Below are 23,468 nucleotides of genomic sequence, written 5' to 3' on the forward strand. Positions count from 1 at the left end.
ATGAATAAAGCTTGAAGCTTAACAGTAAGGTTTTAATGTTTTCCGGGCCAGACGTAAGCCTTGCCAAAAACATTTCAGGTTAGTTTTAGCTGCTGTGGGTGTAAAGTTATCCCGAATGGCTTCCTCGAAGTGGTGTATTTCAACTATGCCGGTGAGTCCTACCAGAGTTCCAAGGGCTACCAGGGTGATGCCCTTAGGGTTTTCCAGGCGCCGGGTCTCCTTATCGAAGGGAAATCCGAAGGCACCCGAAATGCACTCGTGTTGTTTTTCCGTGCTTATTAAAAAAGGAGCATTAATAAGTCTATTTTTTTCGGCCGTTTGCGCAGCCTCGGTATCGTAAAGGAGCAGCCCTCCCCTGCGGTACAAATCTTTGTGCCGGCTATATGCTTCGGGAGTCAGTGCTACTACGGTATCGGGTGTTTCTACAAGGGGATAGACTATTTCTTCGGGGCTGATAATTATTTCTGTGCTGCTAAAGCCACCCCGGGCCTGTGCTCCATAACTCTGGCTTTGGGCTGCATTTAGCCCGCCGGCCACGGCAGCTTCTGCCAGTATTTTTCCCCCCAGCCCCAGGCCCTGGCCGCCCGAGCCTTCCAGAATAATTTGACGGGTATCAGGCACGGTGGTCCATCCCCCTTTCTTGTTTCCAGTAACGGGTATAAAGGTCTGGCTTGTTCCTTTCCACCAACTTGCCCCTCCAAAAGTATTTTTCTTGTTCCTCCGGGGGCATTTCCCTATATTTCTTTAAGCTAACGGTTTTGTTTTTAATCCATTCCAGCATTTCAGGGGCACTTCCGAGACGATTATAGCGACCGTAATAGGTGGGGCACGGAGTAATTATTTCCACCAGGGAAAATCCTTTTTTTTCAATTGCTTCTTTAATTAATTTAAGCATTTCAGTTGCGTGGTAAGTGGTTGTTCGGGCCACGTAATTAGCTCCTGAAACGGCTGCTAAATGACAAAGGTCCATATCGGGCTCGGCCTTGCCCGAGCGGGAAGTGCTGGTAAGACTTTCTCCGGGTGTAAGGGGAGAAAACTGGCCGCCGGTCATACCGTAATTTAGGTTATTGGGGACAATTGCTGTCAGGTCCACGTTGCGCCGGGCGGCATGGATAAGGTGTCCGATGCCGATGGCACTGCAATCGCCGTCTCCCATAAAGCATATGACCTTTACTTCGGGACGGGCCATTTTGATACCGGTGGCAAAGGCCAGCGTGCGGCCGTGGGTGCCCTGGAAACGGTGGAAGTTAACGTAGTCGCCTGCCCTGCCCGAGCAGCCAATACCACAGGCCAAAAGAGCCTTTTCCCTTGGAATTTTCAGCTCGGCCATGGATATTAAAATTCCTTTTAGAATAATCCCGTGACCACATCCCGGGCACCAGAGGTGGGGAAGTCTATTTTGAGCCAAGTATTTTTTGTAATCCGTATTCAACGGGTCAACACTCCCTTAATTGCGTCCAGTATTTCACCGGGTGTAATAACTGCCGTGTCGGCCCGGTTGATACCGAAAACTTTTTCCCGCGGGACGCCGCAAGCTCTGACTTCCCTGCATAATTGCCCGCTGTTCATTTCTACAACCAGAGCGGCCCGGGCTTTGGAGCAGGCTTCCCGAACTGTTTCTTCCGGGAAGGGCCATATGGTGGCAAGTTGTATAAGACATGCCTTTATACCTTGCCTGTTGGCCCGGTTAACGGCTTCCCGGGCGGAGCGGGCGGAAATTCCAAAGGAAATAACCATTATTTCCGGGTTATCGGTGCCGAAAAACCGGGGCTGCGGCATTAAGCCGGCAGCGTTTTCTATTTTTTCCTGGAGCCTGCGTACCAATTTTCCCGCAATAGAGGGATTGGCTGTTGAATAGCCGTTTTCATCGTGTACCAGGCCGGTTACCCGCAAGATATTGTTATCGCCAAAATCGGGCATTACCGGGACACCGTCAGGCCCGGGAGCATAGGGATGGTATTTCTCAGATACCTCAGGGGGCTTTTTTCTGGATTTAATATTTAATTCTTTTTCTTTCCGGGTAATAACTTTTTCCCTTAAATGGGCCAGGATGGCATCGGTCAGTAATATTACCGGTGTCCGCAATGTTTCGGCCAGGTTGAAGGCCTCCACCGTTAGATCATAACATTCCTGAACCGAGGTGGGGGCCAGTACAACAATGCTGTGGTCCCCGTGAGTACCCCAGCGGGCGGCCATCACGTCTGCCTGGCCTGGCTGGGTGGCCACCCCGGTGCTGGGTCCGAATCGTTGAACATTAATAATCACACAGGGCACTTCTGCCATCGCGGCAAAACCTATGTTTTCTTGCATTAAGGAAAGACCCGGGCCGCTGGTGGCGGTAAATGCTTTCATGCCGCCCAGGGAAGCACCGATTACGGCGGCTATACTGGCTATTTCATCTTCCATTTGCAAGTAAATTCCTCCCTGTTGCGGAAGAAGTAAGGAACATAGTTCAGCTATTTCAGAGGCAGGGCTGATAGGATAACCGGCAAAAAACCGGGCCCCCGCAGTTATACCGGCCAGGGTACAGGCCTCATTTCCCTGAAGGAAGCGGATATTATTATTGTTTTTCATTTTGGATCACCTCCAGGGCGAAATCAGGACAGCGAAGGAAGCACATAAGACATCCTTTGCATTTTTCCGGCTGGTTGACTGCCGGATAACCCTTGAAATCTAACTCCAAAACTCCGTTAGGGCAAAAGTAAATACAGATACCACACTTTTTACACAAATCCTTACGGACGTAAGGTTGGAATTTTACTTTGGCGGCAGTTGCCACGATGGAAACTCCTTTCTTATTTGAAGATTGGTACTTTAAACAATTTGTCTGTATATTTTGATTTTCTAGATATATCAAGGTAGTCCTGCGAAAATGGTTAAGAAACTTTTACAACCGGAGAAATAAATAAACCCGAATTTCTCGGGTTTTATAGCCCGGATTTCGGGTTTAAATGATTACCACAGTTTCCACCAGGGGCGTTTTGGGGGTTGGCTTTCCAACCATTGACGGCGGCGTTCTTCCATTCTTTTTGCTACTATGGCAAATCGCTCTTCTATTGTCCTATCCCTTTCCCGGAGATCACGAGAATTACAGGGATTTGAGATATTAAGAGCACCCGGGTGGGTTGCGGTTTCAGGGAGCGAGGGTACAAGGGTACCGTTCGCTTTTACTTTTTCTGATGGTATTAAGGCTCCATTGGAGGATTCTTTGTCGTTACCGGCCGCAACCTCATCTTTAGCGTTAAGATATTCATTCAGGTCCAGGTCAGGTGGAATAACTTCGGGGGTAATGGGCTTATTATTCTTTTTTTGTTTTTTTATTTTACCGCGTTTGCTGGCGCGCCTGCCGGGACGGGTAGCCCGGGCCAGGTCAAAATAAAGTTTTTGAATTTCGGCTCGCAGGCGTTCACATTCTTCCACAGTTTCACGGTTTGAGGATTTAATTTTAAAGCGAAGGGTTTGAATTTCCCTGTCCAGGGGTAATACGTTACCTTTTTTTTTCATTGTCTAACCCCCTTTCACTGTTATAATACTTCTTTTTTTATGGCGTTTCTCCCTTCGGGAAATAGGTCAAATAAAGCGGATTTTCAAAGAATGTGAAGACAAAATTCTCCACGGATTCAAGAATTTTAGAAATACCGTCGTATAATGCTCGAAGCGCGGGGAAATCTAGAAATATCCTGAATTACAATAAGGGTGATACCTGTGCCGGGTTTTTTAATGGTATTGATAGTGGCGATTTTTTGTACTTGCTTTCCTTCTTGGGCCCTACCGGCCATTAACTGGAAGGGTAACGAAGCGGAGCACGTAGTAGGGTGTACCTTCAAAATTACCGACGAAAAGGGTAATTTAATAACCATGACTGCCCGCAAGGTGGAAATAGGGGATGAAATTATAACTTCCACCGGTAAACATTACCAGGTGATTTTTATTGCGGGGAACAAGGCGGAGGCAAGGCTTCTGGGAAAGGATGAAGATTATCTGGCCTGGGTGGATTATTTTGAAAACTTCTCTGCCGTTCCTGTTGTCACAATGGAATGGCGCAACAGGCCTGTGGGAATCTATCACACCCATTCGGATGAATCATATGTTCCCACGGACGGTAAGTCCTCCATACCCTTTCGGGGTGGAATTTATCAGGTGGGGAGCTGCTTTGCAAAAGTATTAAGGGATAATAAAGTGAAGGTTATTTATTATAAAACCCCTCACGACCCCCATGATGCCAACGCTTATGTCCGTTCCCGGCGCACGGCTATGGGACTTTTGAAAAATAATCCCATTGCCCTGTTCGATATTCACCGGGACGGAATTCCAGATGCGGAATTTTTTGAAAAAAAAATAGGTGGAAAAAATATTGCCCAGCTAAGAATAGTGGTGGGCCGGCAAAACCCTAAGATGAAGGCCAATATGGACTTTGCGCGGCGTATTATGTCTTATGCCAATAAAAAGTACCCTGGAATTGTAAAGGAGATATACAAGGCCTACGGTAACTACAACCAGGATCTTTTATCAACCTCCCTTTTATTGGAGGCAGGTACTTATACGAACAGCAAGGAATGGGCGGAAAGGGGGATAGAGCTCCTGGCCCATTCCGTGCCCGTGGTGCTGGGAGTAGATAATCCCGGTGGAGGTGTTACAAGCAAGGAAGCCGGGAGGATGGGCTGGAATGTTGCCCTTTGGCTCATATTAATTACCCTGGGAGCAGGAGTGGCTTTTATTTTAATCAATTTCGGGTGGCAAGGGACCGTTGAGCGAATAAGGGAGTGGGGCCAGCGCTTGGCTGATTATTTACGCTTAAGCTGGCAGAGAATAAAGGAAATATCGAGGAGTAAAACAAAAATATAAAATATAAATATAGAAACAGGTAATATCACCGGGTGTAAGCACAATCTGCCCGGTGAAATTTTTTTAATCTGTTCGATTATGCCCCGGTTGGTACTAGTCCCAAGTGCCGTAATATTTTTCAGGTTCGGAAGGAAATCTTGAGTCCTTGGGGTATTGGTTAACGTAAAAATTAATATGTAAAAATACTGGTTGGGAGGAATTACAGTGCAATTCGACGGAAAAGTGGTTGTGGTTACCGGAGCAGCTGCAGGTATTGGGCGGGCTACGGCCCTGGCTTTTGCCAAATTGGGTGCCGCCGTTGCTGTTGTGGATGTTGATTCGGGTGGAAAAGATGTGGCAGAAACTATTCGACAAAAAGGGAGGCAAGCAATTTTTTCCAAAACAGATGTATCCCGCGATGGTGCGGTAAGACAAATGGTAGAAAAGGTTAATCAGCAACTGGGTGGTGTTGACGTACTGGTAAATAATGCAGCTATAGTAAGGGAAGGAAGTATCCTGGATGTTTCTGTGGATGATTGGTGCCAAGTATTAAATGTAAATTTAACTGGTGCCTTTTTATGTGCTAAATACTGTGTACCGGAAATGAGCAAAAGGGGAGGCGGTGCTATTATAAATGTTGCTTCGGTTCAGGGCCTGGCAGCCGGGCAAGGAAATGCTGCTTATTCAGCTTCAAAAGGTGGCTTGATTGCCCTGACGAAGAGTATGGCCTTGGATTTAGCTCCTATGAATATAAGGGTCAATTGTGTTTGTCCCGGGGCAATTGAAACCGAAAAGGTGAAGCAGGCTATATCGGAATACCCTGATTCCGATGCGGCCTACCGGGAATGGAGTGAGCTGCATGCCTTGAAAAGAATGGGGAAACCTGAAGAGGTAGCTAATGTTATAACCTTTTTAGCATCTGAGTTGTCGTCCTTTATTACAGGGACCTCCATTTTGGTAGATGGGGGAATGCTGGCCTCCTTTGGTACTGCCGGCAAGCAGGTATAGTTTTTATTTGTCAAACTTTGCCATGGTGGGCCAGGTATTTTTCTACCGCGTTTGATATTGAACCGTGGTAACCTTCAATAACTTTTATCTTATTTTGTGAAAATTTTTCATAAGCACGCCGCCCAATCCTGTTAACCAGGGCCACTTTAACTCCTTGTTTGCGCAGGGCAAGGGCTGTATCTTGATAGTTTTTGCCCGCGCTTATATCAAGGATGTGAGTAAAACGTAAAGAACCTTCTTGTACCTTGAAAATGCTATATTTGGTAAACTGGTTAAGTTGAGGGCTTATAAAGCCTTTTTTATTGGGAACGGCGATTTTCATGGTGCCTTCCCCTTTCAATTTTGCCCAATTTATTATCAACTTAACTGTATCAAAATAATGAACATATGTCAACAATATTGCTTATTGCGTATTGTTTTTTTCTTGTTTTAATTTATTATTTTCCGGTCCCAACTGTTCCCCTGACGAATTTAGGTTGACTAAATTTTTTTGCCTTAATTGTTGACACTCTTCTCTTAAACGGGCATTTTGTTGGGTAAGTTGGCGTATCTGCCATATCAACTGGATTTGTTTGCCGGTGCCCATAAAAAGCACTGCTAAGGCCCCTACGGCGGCGGCCCCGAGAATAACAAGAACTTGCGATATTCTTTTTATTTCCCAAAAAAGAAACTTGATATGTACCGGGGTTGAATTTTGAATGGCAAAAATGGCCACCAGTACGGCAAAAACAAGTGCCACTACGAAGTAAATTTGCATAACAGATCCTCTCCTAGAAATAAATGTACTTATAATAACTTCTTTTTATTTTATTGGAATTCCTTTTACTGATATCTTTTAAGGATTAAAAAATATGCAAAAAATAAATGAACTTTGATGAAGTATAATAAATAAAAATTAATTGACTGGGTAAATTGCTGCATGGTAAATTAAGGTAGGCATATATCTAATACGTTACGGAGACAATACGTTCCTTGCGTTGCCGGGTAGGAATGGCCGAATTGGAGGGATTCCCGGTGATACTGGTTACTGGAGGGACCGGTTTTGTGGGGCATCACCTGGTACGAGAATTGGTCATGCAAGGATATCCTGTGCGTGTCCTGGTACGGAATTTTTCGGTGGCAAGGAGCATTTTTCCAAAGGAAGTAGAGCTGGTTAAAGGCGATGTTACTGACCGCTCTTCTATCTTAAAAGCCTGTGCTGGTATTAATAGTATAATTCACCTGGTTGCCATAATCCGGGAAACAAAAAATAATACATTTGAAAAAGTAAACGTTGAAGGTACTTTGAATACGGTTATTGCCGCTGAACACCAGAGGGTTAAGCGTTTTATTCATTTAAGTGCGCTAGGCGCGCATAACAATCCCCTTTACAGGTATACATATTCCAAGTGGCTGGGTGAGGAGGCAGTACGCCAAAGTGGCTTAAATTGGACAATATTACGGCCGTCAATTATTTACGGTGAGGGGTTTAACTTTTTTGACCGCCTGCTCCAGGCGATAAAAATGTTCCCTGCTCCTTTTGTTCCGGTACCCGGCAGGGGTAAGACCCTGTTCCAGCCCATAGCAGTGGAGGATGTTGTGAGGTGTATTATGATCGCTTTAAAGGCCCCTGCAATGTCCGGCCGGGTGTACGAGATTGGAGGACCGGAACATTTAAGCTATTGTCAAATGCTGGATGCGCTTTTAACTGTTAAAAATATTAAGCGGATCAAAATAAATATTCCCATGTTTTTAATGAATATGGTAGTTCCTTTGTTGGCAAAAGTATTGAGAGATCCTCCGGTTACCCGGGAGGAACTAAAGCAACTGAATAATGACAATATTACGGAACTTGAGTCGGTACAAAAGCATTTTGGGTTTAAGCCCAGGCCCCTTCTTCAGGGCTTGAAGTATCTGGCCCCGGTTAAAAGTTAGTGTCGGGGTTTTTTTAATCAAAGGTAAGTAAGGAAGGGAGATTATCTGTGATACTGGTGAGCGCATGCCTTTTGGGATATAATTGCAAGTATACGGGTGGAAACAATTTAAGGGCCGAGGTTGCCAGAATGAAAAAGTCTGACCTTCTAATTCCGATTTGCCCCGAGGAACTGGGAGGGTTACCTACCCCCAGGCCGCCGGCCCAGTTTGACAAGGCCGGCGGCTATGCAGTATTGAAAGGTCTTGCTAAGGTTATTGATTCTAACGGCAGGGATGTAACTAAAAACTTTTTATTGGGGGCTTATAAAACGCTGGAAATTGCAAAAAAGAACGGGGTTTATATGGCAATTTTAAAGGAATGCAGCCCTTCTTGCGGGACTTTCAGGGTATATGTAACAGAAAAGGGAAGCCACCCGGTGGCAGGTATGGGAGTTACTGCTGCTCTATTACAAGAGCACGGCATCAAGGTGTATTCTGATGAACAGATCAGGAAGTTTTCGGAAAGTAGAAGATAAAGAGCTTATATTGCTTTTCGGGATTGTTCTTCCCACCTATATCCCTGCTGTTCCCAGCTTTGAAAGTTATTAAAATAATCTTTTGCGGTACAAATACCGTAAGTGGGATCTACCAAGATAACTTTACCGTTTACGGTTAACTCTATCCACGCGTGGGGCCCCGAGTCCGTGGGATTCTTGGCTTTACCTGTTACCACTGTAGCCTTGATACCGGCGTATTTTGCCAGAACAGCATACAGGTTTACAAAATTGGTACAGGTTCCGGTACCTGTAGCAAGGGTATATTCCAGGCTGGTAGGGGGGAAGCCGGAAAGTCCTTCCCGGTAGTCCCAGTCATATACGAAGTTAAAGACCAGGAAGTTATAAATGGCCTTCGCCCTTTCTTCCAGACTTGAATATTTTTCTTTATACCATTGTCCCAGATTGATCATCTTAGCGTGTGCCGAATTGTTATCACACGTAATAATATTGGGAGTGGCTACCAGTGCCGGCGGCTCGGCAATGAAATTTTCCCGCTGGGACAAATCTAAATCTAGAAGCCGCCTTGCCAGGGTACAGGCTTCTGCGCGGGTAACCGGATTCTTTAGGCGCAAACTCCCGTCGCTGTATCCTCTAATTATATTTTCTTCGACCAGTAAAGCTATATTATTTAGATTACTAAAGAATTGGGCCGCGTATTTTAAGAACTGCTTTTTATCCGGGTCGTCTTCAAAATACCGGGGAGACTTGCGGTATATTTTTTCCAAATTCGCATATTCTTTAAACTCGCTCATTTTATTCCAAGTCTCCGGTTGAGGAGCCGGAAGAAGGATGTTGAATTGGCCGTCAATCAGTTGATAATTGTCATCCTGTATTAGCCTGGCGTACAGCAAGAGTATTGCCACATCGCGGCGGGTGGCCGGCTTTAAGGGCTTAAATAAACCGTCGGTGTATCCGGGCAGGAGACGGGTGGCAGCTTTCAAATACGGGCTGCTCCAGCGTTCATAAATGTCCGGATAATCCGGTTTATTTATATTTTCTTGAAGTAGTTTATCCATGGTACCGGGAAATAAAGTGAAAGTTATCTTGGCCAGTTCTTCGCGGGTCACGTAGTTGTTGGGGCGAACTGTACCATCTCCGTATCCCCCAATGACACCTTTTTCAGCCAGGGTAATTATATCGTTGTAAGCCCAGTGGTTTGCGGGGAGATCTTTGAATGCAGGTTCGGCGTGTGCGTGGGAAGAACCAAAGGTTAAGTAAAATAGGATAATAATCAGCAAAACAATCTTTTTATACATTTCAAGTCCTCCGGATTATGTTTGAGATTAGTGTTTTTAACCAACTAAGGCAAATGTCCCAAACTTGGCGGTGGTGGGTTTCAAACTGGTGGTCGTCCCCGTCTATGTAAATCAATTCCTTTGGCTCTCCAGCAGCTGTATAAATAAGCCTGGCATCTTCGGGGGAAACCACGTCGTCCTTTGTTCCGTGGATTATTAAAAGGGAACGCGGGGTTATTTGGGAGGCCAATTGGGGAACGTCATATTTTTCAATATCGTTCAAGAAGGTTTTTTTCATGTGCAGGATTCCCTCTTCCCCGGCCAGAATGACTTTATTCGGGTCATCCGGGTCTTCATCCATGAAGCCGGTAAAAAGTTCAACCAGGCGGGCCGGTGCAGCCCATGTACATACCCCGGCCACCCTTTCGTCTTTGGCGGCGTGACAAATTACCGTGGTACCGCCGAAACTCCGGCCCAGGGTTATTATGGTGCCTGCTCCCTGCTTTTTACACCAGTCCACGGCACATTTGAGGTCATCAATTTGGCCGGACAGGGTTAGATCTTCAAAGTTACCTTCACTTTCACCGTTCCCGGCAAAATCAAATAGCAGTGTATCGAAACCGGCCCCGGCAAAATATTCAGCCATGCGGCGGGCCTTACCCCCGCCTTCTTTACTGCCGGTAAAGCCATGGCAAACAATCAAGGCCGGTGCTCCTTTCAGGCCGGCGGTATGAAAGAGGCCGGCCAGCTGTTGATTCCTGGAATTCTTTAGAAATACTTTTTTCCACCGGTAATTTTTCATCTGTTAAACACCTTCCTTGTCTATTTGGTTTATACAATAATTTATGGTCATTGTACCAATTCAGCCAAGATTTTTGTAGTATGGAGGGTAATTTTGGTTTTAAAGTCTGGCGGCGGGAATTAAGTAATGTTAAAAAAAGTTAAAAGGTATTATGTAAAAGCTAATTCGAGGAACAGATTTATAATTTGGAGGTGAATTTTTTGGTTACTACCGATACCTTTAAAAGGGGTTTATATAAAGGAATAACTACCCTCTGGGAATTGACCAAAGTGGTGGTGCCGGTATATACTGTTATCACATTTTTAAGATATACTCCCGTACTTGACTGGATTGCTGGAATTAGCGCGCCGCTCATGAAGTATTTAGGCCTTCCCGGTGAGGCTTCGCTGGTGCTGGTTTTGGGGAAGTTAATTAACCTTTATGCTGCCGTGGGAGCCATATCTTCCCTGGAATTGGGTTCCCGGGAGATAACCATTATTGCAGTAATGCTTCTCTTATCCCACAGCCTTCCCGTAGAATCGGCAGTTTCCCAAAGGGCCGGTGGTTCCGGGATATTTATGACTGGCTTGCGCCTGGGGCTTGCCATAGTTGCCGGCCTGTTAATGAATTTAATTATTTAAATACGGGCAGAGATTAATTAATTTGGTATATGTCTGGGGGTAAAATATAAATTGGACTGGCATGGATTTATAAATGAAGTTTTAAAAGGTTGTTGGAATAATGTATCTTTGATGGCCATGATTATTATCCCGATGATGGTTGTACTGGAAATTGCGCGGGACTTAAAGATTCTGGAGCGCATAGGGGAATGGCTTGCGCCGGCCTTAAAGGTTTTGGGCCTGTCAAGGGAAGCGGCTTCCCCCTTGATGGCGGGATTGGGGTTTGGAATTGCTTACGGGGCCGGTGTGATTATTGAAGCTGCCCGCAGTGGACGGCTTGCCTGGAAGGATTTATTCCTGTTAAATTTATTTTTATCCATCTGTCATTCGGTGTTTGAAGACACTGCCATTTTTATGGCTGTGGGGGCGAACGGGCTGGCCATACTCGGCGGGCGGTTTATCTTGGCGGTAATTGTTACTTATTTTATAGCCCGCTCGGGGTGGCTGGCCCGGCAGGTCGAACTACATTCAGTTCAAGAAACGGCCTGTAACATGGGACATGGACACAGGCACAAGTGCTATTAATAAAAGCCCTGCTTACAAAAACAAGCAGGGCTTTAATGTTTCTTTCCGCAGGAAGGTAAGGACATTATTAATCCTATATTGTACTCAGGTTGAGGTCTTTAAGCATTTGCAGGTCGTCTTGTAATGTTTCACCGGTTGTGGTCAAATAATTGCCCACCATGAGCCCGTTTGCCCCGGCCAGGAAGGCCAGGGGCTGCAGGCGGCGCAGGCCTTCTTTCCTTCCGCCGCACAAGCGCAGTATCGCCCGGGGTAACACCAGGCGGAAGACAGCTATGGCCCGGAATAATTGCAAGGGGGGCAAGCCGGGCTGGTTTTCTAAGCGGGTACCGGCAATGGGATTTAAAAAGTTTAAGGGCACGGAATCTATATCCAGCCTTCTTAATTCCAGGGCAAGTTCCACCTGCTGCTCCGGGGATTCACCCAGGCCCAGGATTCCCCCGGCGCATACTCGTAAACCGGCCTTTTGGGCGACCTTAATGGTTTCCACCCTCTCCCGGTAAGTATGGGTGGTACAAATGTTTTCAAAATAACCGGGGGCTGTTTCCAGGTTGTGGTGATAGGTTGTTAGTCCTGCTTCCGCGAGCATAGCGGCCTGTTTTTCGTTGATAATACCAAGGGAGGCGCATAGCTGGAGGTTTGTTTCCCGGCGCAAGAGGTGGAGGGTTTCCAGTACTGTTTCCAGGTCGCGGCCTGTAATACCCCTGCCGCTGGTGACAATGGCAAATCGCTTTACGCCGGATTCTTCTGTTTTAATGGCCTGGCGGAGGATTTCCTTCGGCTGTAACATGGGGTAGGTATTTATGTTAGTATTGTAATGGGCTGATTGGGCGCAAAAGGCGCAGTCTTCACTGCAGTGGCCCGACCGGGCGTTAATTATGGCGCACAGTTCTACCTTGTCTCCGGCAAAGAGGCGGGTAACCCGGTTGGCGAGGGCCAACAGCTCATATATTTCCGTGCCTTTCATTTCTATAAGGCTTAATGCTTCTTCCCTGGTAACAGGCCGGCCTTCGGTAATTTTTCTTTCGAGATTACTCAGCATAGGTATTTCTCCTCGGTTACCTTTTTGATAGCCGCGTAAGTGATATCGAGAACTACTTGTAATTCGGGCAGGCTCATGGAAAGAATGGGCATGAGTACGATAACATTGCCCAGGGGCCGGATAATCAGGCCGTTTTTTTTGGCCTCCAGTATAACCCGGTGGGGGATATTGGCCTCCACGGGGAAGGGTTCTTTGGTTTCTTTATTTTCCACTAGTTCAATTCCCACCATCATGCCTTTCTGTCTTACGTCACCCACGTGGTTAAGTGTTTTAAATTTCTTCAGGCCTTCACTCAAGAAAGAAATCTTTTCTTGCAGGGCATCAAGCAAATTTTCTTTTTCAAAGAGCTCCAGGTTGGCCAGGGCAGCGGCACAGCCCAGGGGATTGCCTGTATAGGTGTGACCGTGGAAGAAAGTCTTAAATTCCTCAATTCTTCCCAAAAAAGCATTATAAATTTCGTCTGTGGTTAAAGTCGCTGCTAGCGGTAAATAGCCACCGGTTATACCCTTGGCCAGGCACATTATATCCGGTTTTACATCCTCGTGTTCACAGGCAAACATTTTTCCCGTGCGGCCAAAGCCTACGGCTACTTCATCTGCAATCAACAAAACATTATACCTGGTACAAAGTTTCCGCACCCTTGTCAGGTAGCCTTCCGGCGCCACAATCATGCCTGCCGCGCCCTGTACCAAAGGTTCAATAACTACTCCCGCTATTTCCTCCTGGTGAGCAGCCAGGATGGATTCCAGGTGACCGGCACACTGCATGGAACAGTTTTCAGCGGTTAAATTCAGCGGGCAGCGATAGCAGTGGGGGGCAGGGGCGCTTATGGTTTCAAAAAGCAGGGGGGCGAATATTTTATGGAACAGGTCTATGCCGCCCACGCTAACCGAGCCGATGGTATCCCCGTGGTAGGCATTTGCCAGAGATATGAATTTGCGCTTGGATTTATATTTCCCCCCGTCTTTTTGCTGCCAGTACTGGTAAGCTATTTTCAGGGCGATTTCCACCGCGGTGGAGCCACTTTCAGAGTAGAAAACCTTATTCAGGCCTTCGGGAGTTATTTCTACCAATTTTTGGGCCAGGAATATTGAGGGGATATTGGCCAGGCCCAGCAGAGTGCTGTGAGCTACTTTATCCAGTTGTTTTTTAATGGCCCGGTTTATCTCTTCTTTTCCGTGACCGTGCACCGTTACCCATAGGGAGGAGATGCCGTCCAGGTATTTATTGCCCTCCACGTCAAAAAGATAGCTTCCTTCCCCCCGCTCAATAATTAAAGGCTTTTCCTTCCGGTATTCGCTCATTTGCGTAAAGGGGTGCCATATATATTCCTTATCCCATAGTTCCAGTCGTCCCGGTTTTATGTTTTCCACTTGTATTTCCTCCTTTGATTAATCAATAAATCTTTTTAATTAATAAGCTAGCATTATGCCCGCCAAAACCAAGGGAGTTGGACATAACCAAGTTTAACCTGCTTTTTCTGGCCCGGTTGGGCACAAAATCTAAGTCGCAATCCGGGTCCGGGGTTTCATAATTTACGGTAGGAGGGATCAAGTTGTTTTGCATGGCCAGAAGGCAGGCTATAAATTCCACGGCCCCGGCTGCACCCAAAAGATGTCCGGTCATGGATTTGGTTGAGCTCACCGGAAGGGAATAGGCATGAGTTCCGAAAACCTGCTTAATGCTCAAAGTTTCACACCGGTCATTCAAGACGGTGGAAGTACCGTGGGCATTTAAGTAATCGACTTCTGCCGGTGAGACTTTGCCTTCGGACAGGGCAAGATTCATAGCCCTGGCCATTCCCCCGCCGCTCGGGTCGGGGGCGGTAATATGATAGGCATCACAGGTTAGCCCGTACCCGATAATTTCACCGTATATTTTTGCATTACGGTTTAAAGCGTGGTCCAGCGTTTCCAGTATCACTGCCCCCGCCCCTTCCCCCATCACATAACCGTCCCGGTTTTTGTCAAAAGGACGGCAGGCTTTTTGCGGTTTTTCGTTGAGAGTTGACATAGCCCTGGAAGCGCAGGCGCCGGCAAAAGCTAACGGGGAAAGGGGGGCTTCGGTTCCGCCGGCAATAATAACGTCGGCGTCTCCTTTCTGCAGGGTGCGAAAGGCATTACCGATGGCTATGCTGCTGGAGGTACAGGCGGCCATAACGGTGCCGGCCGGTCCCTGGGCGCCTGCCATGCCGGCTACAAGGGAGGTTGCGGCGTTGGGAAAACAATATGGGAAAAAAAGTCCGTTCGGAGAATTAGAACCGTTGTTTTGTAATGGTTCAAGTTGTTCCAGGACCGGTATACCGCCCCTGCTGGTCCCCATGAACACGCCTACCCTCTTACGGCTTTCCTCTTCCATTTTTAATCCAGCATCGGAAATGGCCTGAGCTGCAGCAATCAGGGCAAATTGGCAGAACCTTGGTATTTGTTTTGCCAGTTCCGGTTCCATAAAGTTCTGGGGCTTAAAATTTTTAACTTCAGCTGCTATCCTGGTGGGGTATTCCGAGGCATCAAACAGGGTAATTCTGTCAATTCCCACCGCCCCGCTTTTAAGGGCTGCCCAGAAATCATCTTTTCCGATGCCTACGGGGGATATCACACCTACTCCGGTTACTACTACCCGGTTTTGCATAATTAATTTTACACCACCCGGCAATCCACGTGGAAGACTTGGCCAGTAATATAATTCGCTTCATCGGAGGCAAGATAAGTTACCATACCGGCCACATCTTCCGGGCTGCAGGGGCGGCATAAGGGTATTTGCTCCATAATTTTATTCCTGGCCCTGGCAGGTATTTGCATGGTCATGTCCGTTTCAGTAAAACCGGGAATTATAACGTTAACGTTTATATTCCAGCGTGCCAGTTCGAGGGCCAGGGATTTGCTAAAAGCAATGACACCGGCCTTGGCCGCGGCATAATTGGACTGCCCTACCTGTCCCCTCAGCCCCACTACGGAAGATATATTGATTATGCGCCCCCGGCGCTGTTTCTGCATTATTTTCAGAACAGCCTTGCTGCAATTAAAAACTCCTTTTAAATTGGTATTTATAACCTGGTCCCAGTCTTCCTCGGTCATCCTGGCAAGCAGGGCGTCCCGGGTAATACCCGCGTTATTTACGAGGACCTCTATACGCCTAAATTTTTCCTGAACTTGGCGTACCATTTCAGTAACTTGACTAAAAAGGGAAACGTCGGCCTGAACGGGTAAAGCTTCTACTTTAAATTGGGAACTGACTGCTTGGGCCAAGTCGGCGGCGACCTGGCCGCTGTTTTTGTAATTTATAGCCACATTAAACCCGCCGGCAGCCAATTTTCGAACAATGGCAGCCCCTATACCCCGGGAGCCGCCGGTTACCAGTGCTACTTTAGAGGGATTTTCCACGAAGTGTCACCTCATATTTTTTAAGTTAGGGCAAATAAAATTTCAGCCTTTGCCACTACTGTATCTCCCACCAGTGCCCGGCATTTTCTCCGGCCTATTTCCCCTTTAAGCTGCGTGATTTCGGCCTCCAGGCGGAGTACATCCCCGAGCATTACATCTTTCAAAAAACAAGCTTTATCTATTCCGGCCAGCAGGGTGCTTTTATTGCAGTATTGGGGACAGCTTAAAACGGCCACTGCCCCTACCTGGCCCATGGCTTCCAGAATAAGTACCGGAGGCATTAAATGTTTGCCATCAGGTCCGGTCTGTAAAAAAAAATCATTAATAGAAACTTTTTTTTGGCCGACGGCCCGCTTGCCCGGGACCAGTTCCGTTATTTTGTCTATGAAGAGAAAAGGGTAACGATGGGGGATGATGGCCTCAATTTCCTTGATATTCACCGGCCGCCCCCCTTATGTTGGGCAGGGAAATCATCTCCCACTTGATTCCAGTTTTAACCAATTGGGTAATCCGGCCCGGTTTACCCGTATCCGTATCTATACCGGCATCGTAAGGTATAATCCCAATCACAGGAACTCCTGATAATTCGGCAATCAGCCCGGGATTTGTTTTCTCCGCTGTGCCGGCTTCTTTTTCATTTAGCCCGTTAATAATTATGCCGGCAACGTGGATCCCGCTGGATTTTGCGTATTCAACGGTTAACAAGGTGTGATTTACTGTACCCAGGCCGGGCCTTGCCACGATGAGGGCGGGGAGATCAAAGGCTTTAATCAGGTCGGCCATTAAAAACCGGCCTGTTATAGGTACCATGATTCCGCCGGCCCCTTCCACCAGCATAAAATCATGCCGCTTGCATAATTCCCGGTAGGCTCGGTTTATTTTTACCAGGTCAATGGTGGTACCGGTAAGTTCGGCGGCTATTCGTGGAGCCAGGGGTGGTTTAAGGCGGTACGGGCTTACCAGTTCCATTTCGTCCACAATTCCCGCCACCCTTAAAGAAAACAGGGCGTCCGGTGATACCAGGCCCTGGCTGGTTGTTATGCTTCCCGTCTGAACGGGTTTCATTATCCCTACGTTTATTCCCCTTTGTTTCAGGTTTGCTGCCAGACCGGCTGTGACAACTGTTTTTCCCACACCGGTGTCGGTGCCGGTGATAAAGTAACCTTGCATTTTATTTCGCTCCTTGTTTCAGATAATTCCCAATTCTCTGCCGGCCTGCATAAAGGCCGCAAGTGCCCCGTCCAGGTCTTCCCGGGTATGAGTGGCCATCACCGTGACCCTGATCCTGCTGGTGCCGGGCGGTACCGTAGGCGGTCTGATACCTGGGGCAAACACCCCCAAGATAAATAATTTTTCGGCCATTTTCATGGTTTTATGGGCATTACCGATAAATATAGGAATAATAGGAGATTCCTCGGTCATGATGGAAAAACCCATTTGCTTAAGCCCGGATCTTAGGTAACGGGCGTTGGCCCAAAGATTTTTCCGTATTTGCGGGTTCTTTTCAATAACCGTGAAAGCTGCCGTGGCAGAGGTAATTACAGCCGGGGGGAGGGCAGTGGAGAAAATAAAACTGCGGGCCTTGTTTCTCAGGTAATCAATCAGCTTTCGGGAGCCGGCAATGTAGCCCCCGGCACTGCCCACCGCCTTACTCAAAGTCCCCATTTGAATATGGACTTTACCTTCGAGGTTGAAATGATCTGCCGTACCTGCTCCCCGGCGGCCCAGTACTCCGGTAGCGTGGGCATCGTCCACCATTAACAGGGCATGGTATTTTTCGGCAAGCTCCACCAGCCGGGGTAGCGGGGCCAGGTCACCGTCCATACTGAAAACCCCGTCGGTTACAATGAGGCGCCGGCGATACCCTTGAGCTTGTTGTAATAGCTTTTCCAGGGTCCGGGTATCTTTGTGGGGGAAAATTTTAATTTTTGCCCGGCTCAGCCGGCACCCGTCGATTATACTGGCGTGATTCAGCTCGTCACTCAAGATTAAATCGTCTTTTCCTGCCAGGGCGGTTATTGCCCCCAAGTTGGCCATGTAACCGGTATTGAAAACAATGGCCGCCTCAGTTTTTTTAAAGCGGGCAATGGTATTTTCCAGTTCTTCGTGAAGCCTTAAGTTGCCGGTAGTTAAACGTGAACCTCCTGCACCGGTGCCCCACCGGGTTACGGCTTCCCGGGCCGCTGCTTTCACCTCGGGGTGCTCGGTAAGTCCCAGGTAGTTATTGGAAGAAAGCAAAAGGCATTGTTTCCCGTTAACTACCGTCCTGGTAGCCTGGGAATCGTCTATCCTGTTAAACCGGCGGTAAAGGTGATGCTCCTGTAGATAAGCCAATTCCTCTTCTAAAAATTTCATTGGCTAATGCTCCTTTAATCTCTTTCTGAATTCATCAAAGGTCATTTCACTGTAAATGGGACCCAGCTTTGAAATAATGTAAGGTTTTTGTTCCAATATTTTAATAGTTTCTTCCGGGTTTCCCACGGTGGGATCAATGAAAAATATCCTGCCGCCACGGTGGCTGTCCTTTTCTTTTAAGTGGTTAAAGCGAATATAGCCGAGGTTTTTCGATGCAACATAACCGGCTGTGTAGCCGGGGTCGTCGGACCAGCATAATTCTGCGACTATTCCCGGCACATGGGCCACCTTGGTGGCCAGGCACAAAGCTTCCCGGACGTGGACGTTGTTTAAGCCAAATTTCTGAAGCTTTTGGGATAAAATTTTTTCCAGGCTGGGGTCATAGTCCATGCGCGATGCCCTTATGCCGCGGTTCGGGTCGGGTTCCAGCCGGCATCCCGTTTTAACATCCATCAGGATGGCCCCTCGCATATTGGTATCACGGCCGGAACACCCCTCAAGAAGATAATTAAACCCCCTTTCAATCAGCCGGCGTTCGATTCCCGCCAGTTCCAGAACCTTCCGGGCCAGTTTCCTGCCTTCCAGGTAATCTCGACACCGTATGGTATAAACGGGGAGGGAAGTTACTTTTTGAATGTTTTTGAGAGAAATAAGTTCAATACTTATATTGATAAAATCGGGACGGCCCAGTCTGTGTTTCCAGGCCCGGAAGAAGAGCTTTTCCAAAGTGCCCGGAATTTTTTCCTCTGGGATAATTCTTTCCGCCCCTGAAATATGCCGGCCGCCGTTTTCATGGGGGCCGCCCTGGGCTGCACGCATTCTAATGCTGTATAAATCTTGCTGCATAGGTACTCTCTCCGGTTATTGTTAACTATATTTAAAATTATAGTTAACTATAGGTGAAAAAATTTACTCTTGATTAATGATTTTAACAGAATCATGATGAATTGTAAACCTAAAAAACTAAGCCAGTTAACAATTAAGAATCTTAAATGCACCTGAATTGCCAGGTGCATTTGGGGGATTTTCCCTGAGCGGTTATCTGGGTTTCAACATTATTCTTCCATCGAGGGCCATTGCCCCGTCTTCGTTAACCAACATGGGATTGATGTCCATTTCCATTATTTCAGGATGGTTGTTCATCAGGGTGCCCAACCTTACCAGGCTGTCCACAAGGGAGTCGATATTTGCAGCTTTTTTCCCGCGAATACCCTGCAAAATCTTATAAGAACGGGTTTCTTCAATCATACTGCGGGCTTCTTCTGCTGAAATGGGGGCTACTCGGAAAGAGACATCCCGCCATAGTTCGGTATAAATACCACCTGCGCCGTAAACCAGTACCGGCCCGAACTGCGGATCCCGTTTAGCTCCTAGAATTACTTCCGTACCCTTTGTACGGTATTGTTGAATAAGCACTCCCAGCATTTTGGCACCAGGAACCTTTGAAACCGCTTCCTTTATTTCATCCCAAGCCTTGTATGCTTCTTTTTCATTTACAATGTTCAATTTTACCCCGCCGATATCGGATTTATGGGTAATTTGGGGGCTGATTACTTTCATAACCACCGGATAACCCAATTTTTTGGCTTTTTGGGCCGCTTCCTCTTTGGTAGTGGCTACCCCCGATTTTATTACGGGTATTCCATAAGCATGTAGAATATCCAGGGTTTGTTCGTTTAGAGTAGTCGCCCCGGCTTTCAAATTTGATTCGATGATTCCTGCCACCAAGTTACTTTGAATATTCTCCGGTACTGAAATTAGATGTCTTTCCGCTAGGCGCGGGCCATTGAGATAATCATGTAAACGGGAAAGGGCTTTTATTGCCCTGTGGGCGGTGGGATAAGTAACGACGTGGCCTTTATCTCTGAATATGGCAGCGTAACTTTTGCGGTGTGGGCCGAAAACCCAGGCGGCTGTAGGTTTTTCCGGGTGGCCGGCTGCAACTTCGTCTACCAGGTCTATTATATTTAGCGGGTCCTTCTCCGGGGCGGTGTATGCCGGAGTGATTAAAAGCAAAGCGTCTACTCCGGGGTCCGACAAAATGGTTTCCATGGATAATTTTAAGACTTTATGATAGCCCCTGGACATTCCGGCCGGCCAGATGTCGGCAGGATTTCCCGGGTGCATCCAATCAGGAAAAATCTTTTTTAAGGTGGCCATGGTTTTATCACTAAAACGAGCTACTTCCAGGCCGTTATCGCTTACGGCGTCCACCGCAATAATGCCTGCCCCGCCGCTGATGGTTATTATAGCTATCCGGTTACCCGGCATTGATTTGTAAGTAAGAAAGGTTTCGGTAAGGTCATTCATCTCGTCAACGTCTGAGACGCGGATTGCTCCTGACTGGCGGAAGGCGGCACTATAAATATGATCTTCCCCCGCAAGGGATCCACTATGAGAACTGGCCGCCTTTGCTCCGGCCTCGCTGGTACCGGTTTTTAGGACCAGGACGGGTTTTTTGGCGCTTACCTTGCGGGTAACATTTAAAAAGCGCCTGCCGTCACGTAGGCCTTCGATGTGGAGGTTAATTACTTTAATGCGGTCATCTTCTCCCATATATTCCAATATATCATTACAATCCAGATCAGCAGTGTTGCCGGTGTCAATACCTATTCCTATCCCTCCGCTAAAGTCCCCTGATGCTGCCATGAAAATTCCTGATTGGCATATAACTCCTACATTTCGGCAGGGTGAGTCAAAGGGAACAAAAGAAGTATTAAAGCGGTTAAAATTGTTTATTATGCCAAGGGTATTGGGGCCTATAATTCTTGTTGGCGAGCCGGAAATTGCATCTAAAATTTCCCGGTGCATGCGCTGCCCGTCTTCATCATCGGCGTCCGTAAAGCCCTGGGTGATTATAACTACACCCTTTATCCCCCGGGATGCGCACTGGCGCACGATGTCCGGTACTGCCGTGCGGGGGGTGGTAATTACGGCTAAATCCGGTGTCTCGGGTATTTCCATAACAGAAGTATAGGTTTTAATGCCCAGAATTTTCCCGCCCTTGGGGTTCACCGGGTAAATATGGCCCTGGTAACCATAATTAAGCAATTCTTCCAGGACATTAAATGTACCCGGGCCGGTGCGGGTGGATACTCCTATAAGAGCCACGGATTTAGGCTCTATAAATGGCTTAACTGCTTCAATTACTTGATTAGACAAGATAAAAACCTCCCGCATCCAAATGTTAAAATTCCAAATATTTAGAAAGCCATATTCATATTAACATATTTTTCAACTGTTTTAACTGATTAATTTTTTGTTAAAAATTAAAAGTATCAATATATAACAATCAGGGCGTTCCCGCGTCCTGATTATTTACTTACTGCTGCATTTTATATACGCTATCTGCGGTTGTTCTGTTTGAATCTTTAGGAACGAATGTCTTATAACAGGTTTTCCATACAGGTTTGGATCAGGAGTGGGAGCGATTTATTTTGCCTGTGCTGCATCAGGTTGTTCGGCTCTGAAGGTATCGGTTTAAAATTTTGGGAGCAAAATTAAAAAATGCAAAAAAAATAGATAATTGAGCAAAAAAGTAGTTGATTTAGTTTGTAAAGCATGTTATAATTAAGCTCGCCTCAACTGGAATTAACATAAAACGTAAAAATTATGTAATATTGCTGTGGGAACAAAAGAAACAAAAATTACCACTTGATTAAAGAAGAAGATTTTGATAAATTATATTACTGCCGGCGGCAAGCCGGCAGGGGAGGGAAAAGGTCTTTGAAAACTGAACAGTGACCCTGGTTTTGATAGAGCCCTTGGAGGTAAGAGATTAAACTTTCCGGATAAATAAATGGAGAGTTTGATCCTGGCTCAGGACGAACGCTGGCGGCATGCCTAACACATGCAAGTCGAACGGGGCAGCCTTTGGAAGTCCTTCGGGACGGACGGGGGAGTGCCTAGTGGCGGACGGGTGAGTAACGCGTGGATAACCTACCCGGAAGACCGGGATAACACCGGGAAACCGGTGCTAATACCGGATGAGCTTTTACTGTTGCATGGCAGTAGAAGGAAAGGTGCGGGAGCGCCGCTTCTGGATGGGTCCGCGTCCCATTAGCTAGTTGGTGTGGTAAAGGCGCACCAAGGCGACGATGGGTAGCCGGCCTGAGAGGGTGACCGGCCACACTGGGACTGAGACACGGCCCAGACTCCTACGGGAGGCAGCAGTGGGGGATTTTCCGCAATGGGCGAAAGCCTGACGGAGCGATGCCGCGTGAGCGAAGAAGGCCTTCGGGTCGTAAAGCTCTGTCCAGGGGGAAGAAGAGGTGACGGTACCCCTGGAGGAAGCCCCGGCTAACTACGTGCCAGCAGCCGCGGTAACACGTAGGGGGCGAGCGTTGTCCGGAATTACTGGGCGTAAAGCGCGCGTAGGCGGCCGAGCAAGTCAGGGGTGAAAGCCGGCGGCTCAACCGCAGGAGTGTTCTTGAAACTGCTCGGCTTGAGGGCAGGAGAGGGGAGTGGAATTCCCAGTGTAGCGGTGAAATGCGTAGATATTGGGAGGAACACCAGTGGCGAAGGCGGCTCTCTGGCCTGGACCTGACGCTGAGGCGCGAAAGCGTGGGGAGCGAACAGGATTAGATACCCTGGTAGTCCACGCTGTAAACGATGGGTGCTAGGTGTTGGTGTCGCTGAGGCATCAGTGCCGTAGTTAACGCGATAAGCACCCCGCCTGGGGAGTACGGTCGCAAGACTGAAACTCAAAGGAATTGACGGGGGCCCGCACAAGCGGTGGAGCATGTGGTTTAATTCGACGCAACCCGAAGAACCTTACCAGGGCTTGACATCCCGCGACAGCCGTAGAGATACGGTTTTCCATAGTGATACTATGGGCGCGGAGACAGGTGGTGCATGGTTGTCGTCAGCTCGTGTCGTGAGATGTTGGGTTAAGTCCCGCAACGAGCGCAACCCCTACCTCTAGTTGCCAGCACGGGAGGGTGGGCACTCTAGAGGGACTGCCGTTGACAAGACGGAGGAAGGTGGGGATGACGTCAAATCATCATGCCCCTTATGTCCTGGGCTACACACGTGCTACAATGGCCGGTACAGAGGGCAGCGAAGCCGCGAGGCGGAGCGAATCCCAAAAAGCCGGTCTCAGTTCGGATTGCAGGCTGCAACTCGCCTGCATGAAGGCGGAATCGCTAGTAATCGCAGGTCAGCAAACTGCGGTGAATACGTTCCCGGG

24 protein-coding genes and 1 rRNA gene (1 of these 25 running past the window's edge) are annotated in these 23,468 nt (G+C 47.6%); 7 read left to right on the forward strand and 18 right to left on the reverse strand.

Features of this window, described 5'->3' with window-relative positions:
- Nucleotides 1-18: 18 nt before the first annotated feature.
- From ACX4JR_RS05930 to ACX4JR_RS05950, 5 genes are all read right to left on the reverse strand, one after another.
- The gene (locus ACX4JR_RS05930; RefSeq protein ID WP_476060098.1) at nucleotides 19-621 is read right to left on the reverse strand and encodes a 2-oxoacid:acceptor oxidoreductase family protein; all 603 of its coding nucleotides are present in this window, start codon (nucleotides 619-621) and stop codon (nucleotides 19-21) included.
- Nucleotides 614-1,432, reverse strand: coding sequence for a thiamine pyrophosphate-dependent enzyme (locus ACX4JR_RS05935; protein WP_476060099.1), 819 nt, complete (start codon nucleotides 1,430-1,432; stop codon nucleotides 614-616). The genes ACX4JR_RS05930 and ACX4JR_RS05935 overlap by 8 nt, the downstream gene beginning before the upstream one ends.
- Nucleotides 1,429-2,574, reverse strand: coding sequence for a 2-oxoacid:acceptor oxidoreductase subunit alpha (locus tag ACX4JR_RS05940; protein ID WP_476060100.1), 1,146 nt, complete (start codon nucleotides 2,572-2,574; stop codon nucleotides 1,429-1,431). The genes ACX4JR_RS05935 and ACX4JR_RS05940 overlap by 4 nt, the downstream gene beginning before the upstream one ends.
- Nucleotides 2,561-2,779, reverse strand: coding sequence for a 4Fe-4S dicluster domain-containing protein (locus tag ACX4JR_RS05945; protein ID WP_476060101.1), 219 nt, complete (start codon nucleotides 2,777-2,779; stop codon nucleotides 2,561-2,563). Before ACX4JR_RS05945 ends, ACX4JR_RS05940 begins: the two co-directional genes overlap by 14 nt.
- 176 nt (nucleotides 2,780-2,955) lie before the next feature.
- Nucleotides 2,956-3,504 carry a hypothetical protein gene (locus ACX4JR_RS05950; RefSeq protein WP_476060102.1) on the reverse strand — a complete coding sequence of 183 codons (549 nt, stop codon included), beginning with the start codon at nucleotides 3,502-3,504 and terminating at the stop codon, nucleotides 2,956-2,958.
- A gap of 216 nt (nucleotides 3,505-3,720) precedes the next feature.
- On the opposite strand from ACX4JR_RS05950, the gene spoIIP reads away from it, so the two are divergent.
- Entirely contained in the window at nucleotides 3,721-4,845 is a 1,125-nt protein-coding gene (gene spoIIP, locus ACX4JR_RS05955) for a stage II sporulation protein P (protein WP_476060103.1), read from the forward strand.
- Nucleotides 4,846-5,049: 204 nt separating this feature from the next.
- A complete protein-coding gene (locus tag ACX4JR_RS05960; protein WP_476060104.1) occupies nucleotides 5,050-5,832 on the forward strand; it encodes an SDR family NAD(P)-dependent oxidoreductase in 783 nt (260 codons plus the stop codon).
- 10 nt (nucleotides 5,833-5,842) lie between these two features.
- On the opposite strand, the gene ACX4JR_RS05965 is transcribed toward ACX4JR_RS05960, so the two are convergent.
- Together ACX4JR_RS05965 and ACX4JR_RS05970 are read right to left on the reverse strand one after the other, a co-directional pair.
- Nucleotides 5,843-6,154: a NifB/NifX family molybdenum-iron cluster-binding protein gene (locus ACX4JR_RS05965; RefSeq protein ID WP_476060105.1), complete on the reverse strand. Its 312-nt coding sequence runs from the start codon at nucleotides 6,152-6,154 to the stop codon at nucleotides 5,843-5,845.
- Nucleotides 6,155-6,235: 81 nt separating this feature from the next.
- A complete protein-coding gene (locus tag ACX4JR_RS05970; protein ID WP_476060106.1) occupies nucleotides 6,236-6,589 on the reverse strand; it encodes a lipopolysaccharide assembly protein LapA domain-containing protein in 354 nt (117 codons plus the stop codon).
- Nucleotides 6,590-6,846: 257 nt separating this feature from the next.
- Here ACX4JR_RS05970 and ACX4JR_RS05975 point away from each other — a divergent pair, with 257 nt between their 5' ends.
- Nucleotides 6,847-7,746: an SDR family oxidoreductase gene (locus tag ACX4JR_RS05975; RefSeq protein ID WP_476060107.1), complete on the forward strand. Its 900-nt coding sequence runs from the start codon at nucleotides 6,847-6,849 to the stop codon at nucleotides 7,744-7,746.
- A gap of 47 nt (nucleotides 7,747-7,793) precedes the next feature.
- Nucleotides 7,794-8,261 (forward strand): 2-thiouracil desulfurase family protein, encoded by a 468-nt coding sequence (locus tag ACX4JR_RS05980; protein ID WP_476060108.1) that lies wholly within the window; start codon nucleotides 7,794-7,796, stop codon nucleotides 8,259-8,261.
- A 5-nt stretch (nucleotides 8,262-8,266) separates the two neighbouring features.
- Here the strand turns inward: ACX4JR_RS05980 and ACX4JR_RS05985 are convergent, their stop codons facing one another.
- Nucleotides 8,267-9,538 carry an S-layer homology domain-containing protein gene (locus ACX4JR_RS05985; RefSeq protein WP_476060109.1) on the reverse strand — a complete coding sequence of 424 codons (1,272 nt, stop codon included), beginning with the start codon at nucleotides 9,536-9,538 and terminating at the stop codon, nucleotides 8,267-8,269.
- A 1-nt stretch (nucleotide 9,539) separates the two neighbouring features.
- The gene (locus tag ACX4JR_RS05990; RefSeq protein WP_476060110.1) at nucleotides 9,540-10,319 is read right to left on the reverse strand and encodes an alpha/beta hydrolase; all 780 of its coding nucleotides are present in this window, start codon (nucleotides 10,317-10,319) and stop codon (nucleotides 9,540-9,542) included.
- A 191-nt stretch (nucleotides 10,320-10,510) separates the two neighbouring features.
- Here ACX4JR_RS05990 and ACX4JR_RS05995 point away from each other — a divergent pair, with 191 nt between their 5' ends.
- Together ACX4JR_RS05995 and ACX4JR_RS06000 are read left to right on the forward strand one after the other, a co-directional pair.
- Nucleotides 10,511-10,939, forward strand: coding sequence for a nucleoside recognition domain-containing protein (locus ACX4JR_RS05995; protein ID WP_476060111.1), 429 nt, complete (start codon nucleotides 10,511-10,513; stop codon nucleotides 10,937-10,939).
- 51 nt (nucleotides 10,940-10,990) lie between these two features.
- A complete protein-coding gene (locus ACX4JR_RS06000) occupies nucleotides 10,991-11,503 on the forward strand; it encodes a nucleoside recognition domain-containing protein (RefSeq protein ID WP_476060112.1) in 513 nt (170 codons plus the stop codon).
- Nucleotides 11,504-11,576: 73 nt separating this feature from the next.
- Here the strand turns inward: ACX4JR_RS06000 and bioB are convergent, their stop codons facing one another.
- The 9 genes from bioB to ACX4JR_RS06045 form a co-directional block, all read right to left on the reverse strand.
- Nucleotides 11,577-12,542: a biotin synthase BioB gene (gene bioB / locus ACX4JR_RS06005; RefSeq protein ID WP_476060113.1), complete on the reverse strand. Its 966-nt coding sequence runs from the start codon at nucleotides 12,540-12,542 to the stop codon at nucleotides 11,577-11,579.
- Nucleotides 12,536-13,915: an adenosylmethionine--8-amino-7-oxononanoate transaminase gene (gene bioA, locus ACX4JR_RS06010; RefSeq protein ID WP_476060114.1), complete on the reverse strand. Its 1,380-nt coding sequence runs from the start codon at nucleotides 13,913-13,915 to the stop codon at nucleotides 12,536-12,538. The genes bioB and bioA overlap by 7 nt, the downstream gene beginning before the upstream one ends.
- A 22-nt stretch (nucleotides 13,916-13,937) precedes the next feature.
- Nucleotides 13,938-15,173, reverse strand: a complete 1,236-nt coding sequence (gene fabF / locus ACX4JR_RS06015) for a beta-ketoacyl-ACP synthase II (RefSeq protein WP_476060115.1) — start codon at nucleotides 15,171-15,173, stop codon at nucleotides 13,938-13,940.
- Nucleotides 15,174-15,181: 8 nt separating this feature from the next.
- Nucleotides 15,182-15,925: a 3-oxoacyl-[acyl-carrier-protein] reductase gene (gene fabG / locus ACX4JR_RS06020; RefSeq protein ID WP_476060116.1), complete on the reverse strand. Its 744-nt coding sequence runs from the start codon at nucleotides 15,923-15,925 to the stop codon at nucleotides 15,182-15,184.
- A 20-nt stretch (nucleotides 15,926-15,945) separates the two neighbouring features.
- Nucleotides 15,946-16,365: a 3-hydroxyacyl-ACP dehydratase FabZ gene (gene fabZ, locus ACX4JR_RS06025; protein ID WP_476060117.1), complete on the reverse strand. Its 420-nt coding sequence runs from the start codon at nucleotides 16,363-16,365 to the stop codon at nucleotides 15,946-15,948.
- Nucleotides 16,346-17,095: a dethiobiotin synthase gene (gene bioD, locus ACX4JR_RS06030; RefSeq protein WP_476060118.1), complete on the reverse strand. Its 750-nt coding sequence runs from the start codon at nucleotides 17,093-17,095 to the stop codon at nucleotides 16,346-16,348. The genes fabZ and bioD overlap by 20 nt, the downstream gene beginning before the upstream one ends.
- Before the next feature lie 18 nt (nucleotides 17,096-17,113).
- Entirely contained in the window at nucleotides 17,114-18,280 is a 1,167-nt protein-coding gene (bioF, locus tag ACX4JR_RS06035; protein ID WP_476060119.1) for an 8-amino-7-oxononanoate synthase, read from the reverse strand.
- A gap of 3 nt (nucleotides 18,281-18,283) precedes the next feature.
- Nucleotides 18,284-19,126 (reverse strand): 6-carboxyhexanoate--CoA ligase, encoded by an 843-nt coding sequence (locus tag ACX4JR_RS06040; RefSeq protein ID WP_476060120.1) that lies wholly within the window; start codon nucleotides 19,124-19,126, stop codon nucleotides 18,284-18,286.
- 192 nt (nucleotides 19,127-19,318) lie between these two features.
- Nucleotides 19,319-21,442 (reverse strand): acetate--CoA ligase family protein, encoded by a 2,124-nt coding sequence (locus ACX4JR_RS06045; protein ID WP_476060121.1) that lies wholly within the window; start codon nucleotides 21,440-21,442, stop codon nucleotides 19,319-19,321.
- Between the two features lie 634 nt (nucleotides 21,443-22,076).
- Between ACX4JR_RS06045 and ACX4JR_RS06050 the strand changes: the two genes are divergently transcribed.
- Nucleotides 22,077-23,468: ribosomal RNA gene (locus tag ACX4JR_RS06050) — 16S ribosomal RNA — on the forward strand (it continues 159 nt past the right edge of the window).

Source organism: Desulfofundulus sp. JL263-se, assembly GCF_056316025.1.

Coding starts and splice junctions, on each gene's coding strand:
- ACX4JR_RS05940 (WP_476060100.1), bottom strand. CDS start 2,574: ATGAAAAACAATAATAATATCCGCTTCCTTCAGGGAAATGAGGCCTGT.
- ACX4JR_RS05950 (WP_476060102.1), bottom strand. CDS start 3,504: ATGAAAAAAAAAGGTAACGTATTACCCCTGGACAGGGAAATTCAAACC.
- spoIIP (WP_476060103.1), top strand. CDS start 3,721: ATGGTATTGATAGTGGCGATTTTTTGTACTTGCTTTCCTTCTTGGGCC.
- ACX4JR_RS05965 (WP_476060105.1), bottom strand. CDS start 6,154: ATGAAAATCGCCGTTCCCAATAAAAAAGGCTTTATAAGCCCTCAACTT.
- ACX4JR_RS05970 (WP_476060106.1), bottom strand. CDS start 6,589: ATGCAAATTTACTTCGTAGTGGCACTTGTTTTTGCCGTACTGGTGGCC.
- ACX4JR_RS05985 (WP_476060109.1), bottom strand. CDS start 9,538: ATGTATAAAAAGATTGTTTTGCTGATTATTATCCTATTTTACTTAACC.
- ACX4JR_RS05990 (WP_476060110.1), bottom strand. CDS start 10,319: ATGAAAAATTACCGGTGGAAAAAAGTATTTCTAAAGAATTCCAGGAAT.
- bioB (WP_476060113.1), bottom strand. CDS start 12,542: ATGCTGAGTAATCTCGAAAGAAAAATTACCGAAGGCCGGCCTGTTACC.
- fabF (WP_476060115.1), bottom strand. CDS start 15,173: ATGCAAAACCGGGTAGTAGTAACCGGAGTAGGTGTGATATCCCCCGTA.
- bioD (WP_476060118.1), bottom strand. CDS start 17,095: ATGCAAGGTTACTTTATCACCGGCACCGACACCGGTGTGGGAAAAACA.
- bioF (WP_476060119.1), bottom strand. CDS start 18,280: ATGAAATTTTTAGAAGAGGAATTGGCTTATCTACAGGAGCATCACCTT.
- ACX4JR_RS06040 (WP_476060120.1), bottom strand. CDS start 19,126: ATGCAGCAAGATTTATACAGCATTAGAATGCGTGCAGCCCAGGGCGGC.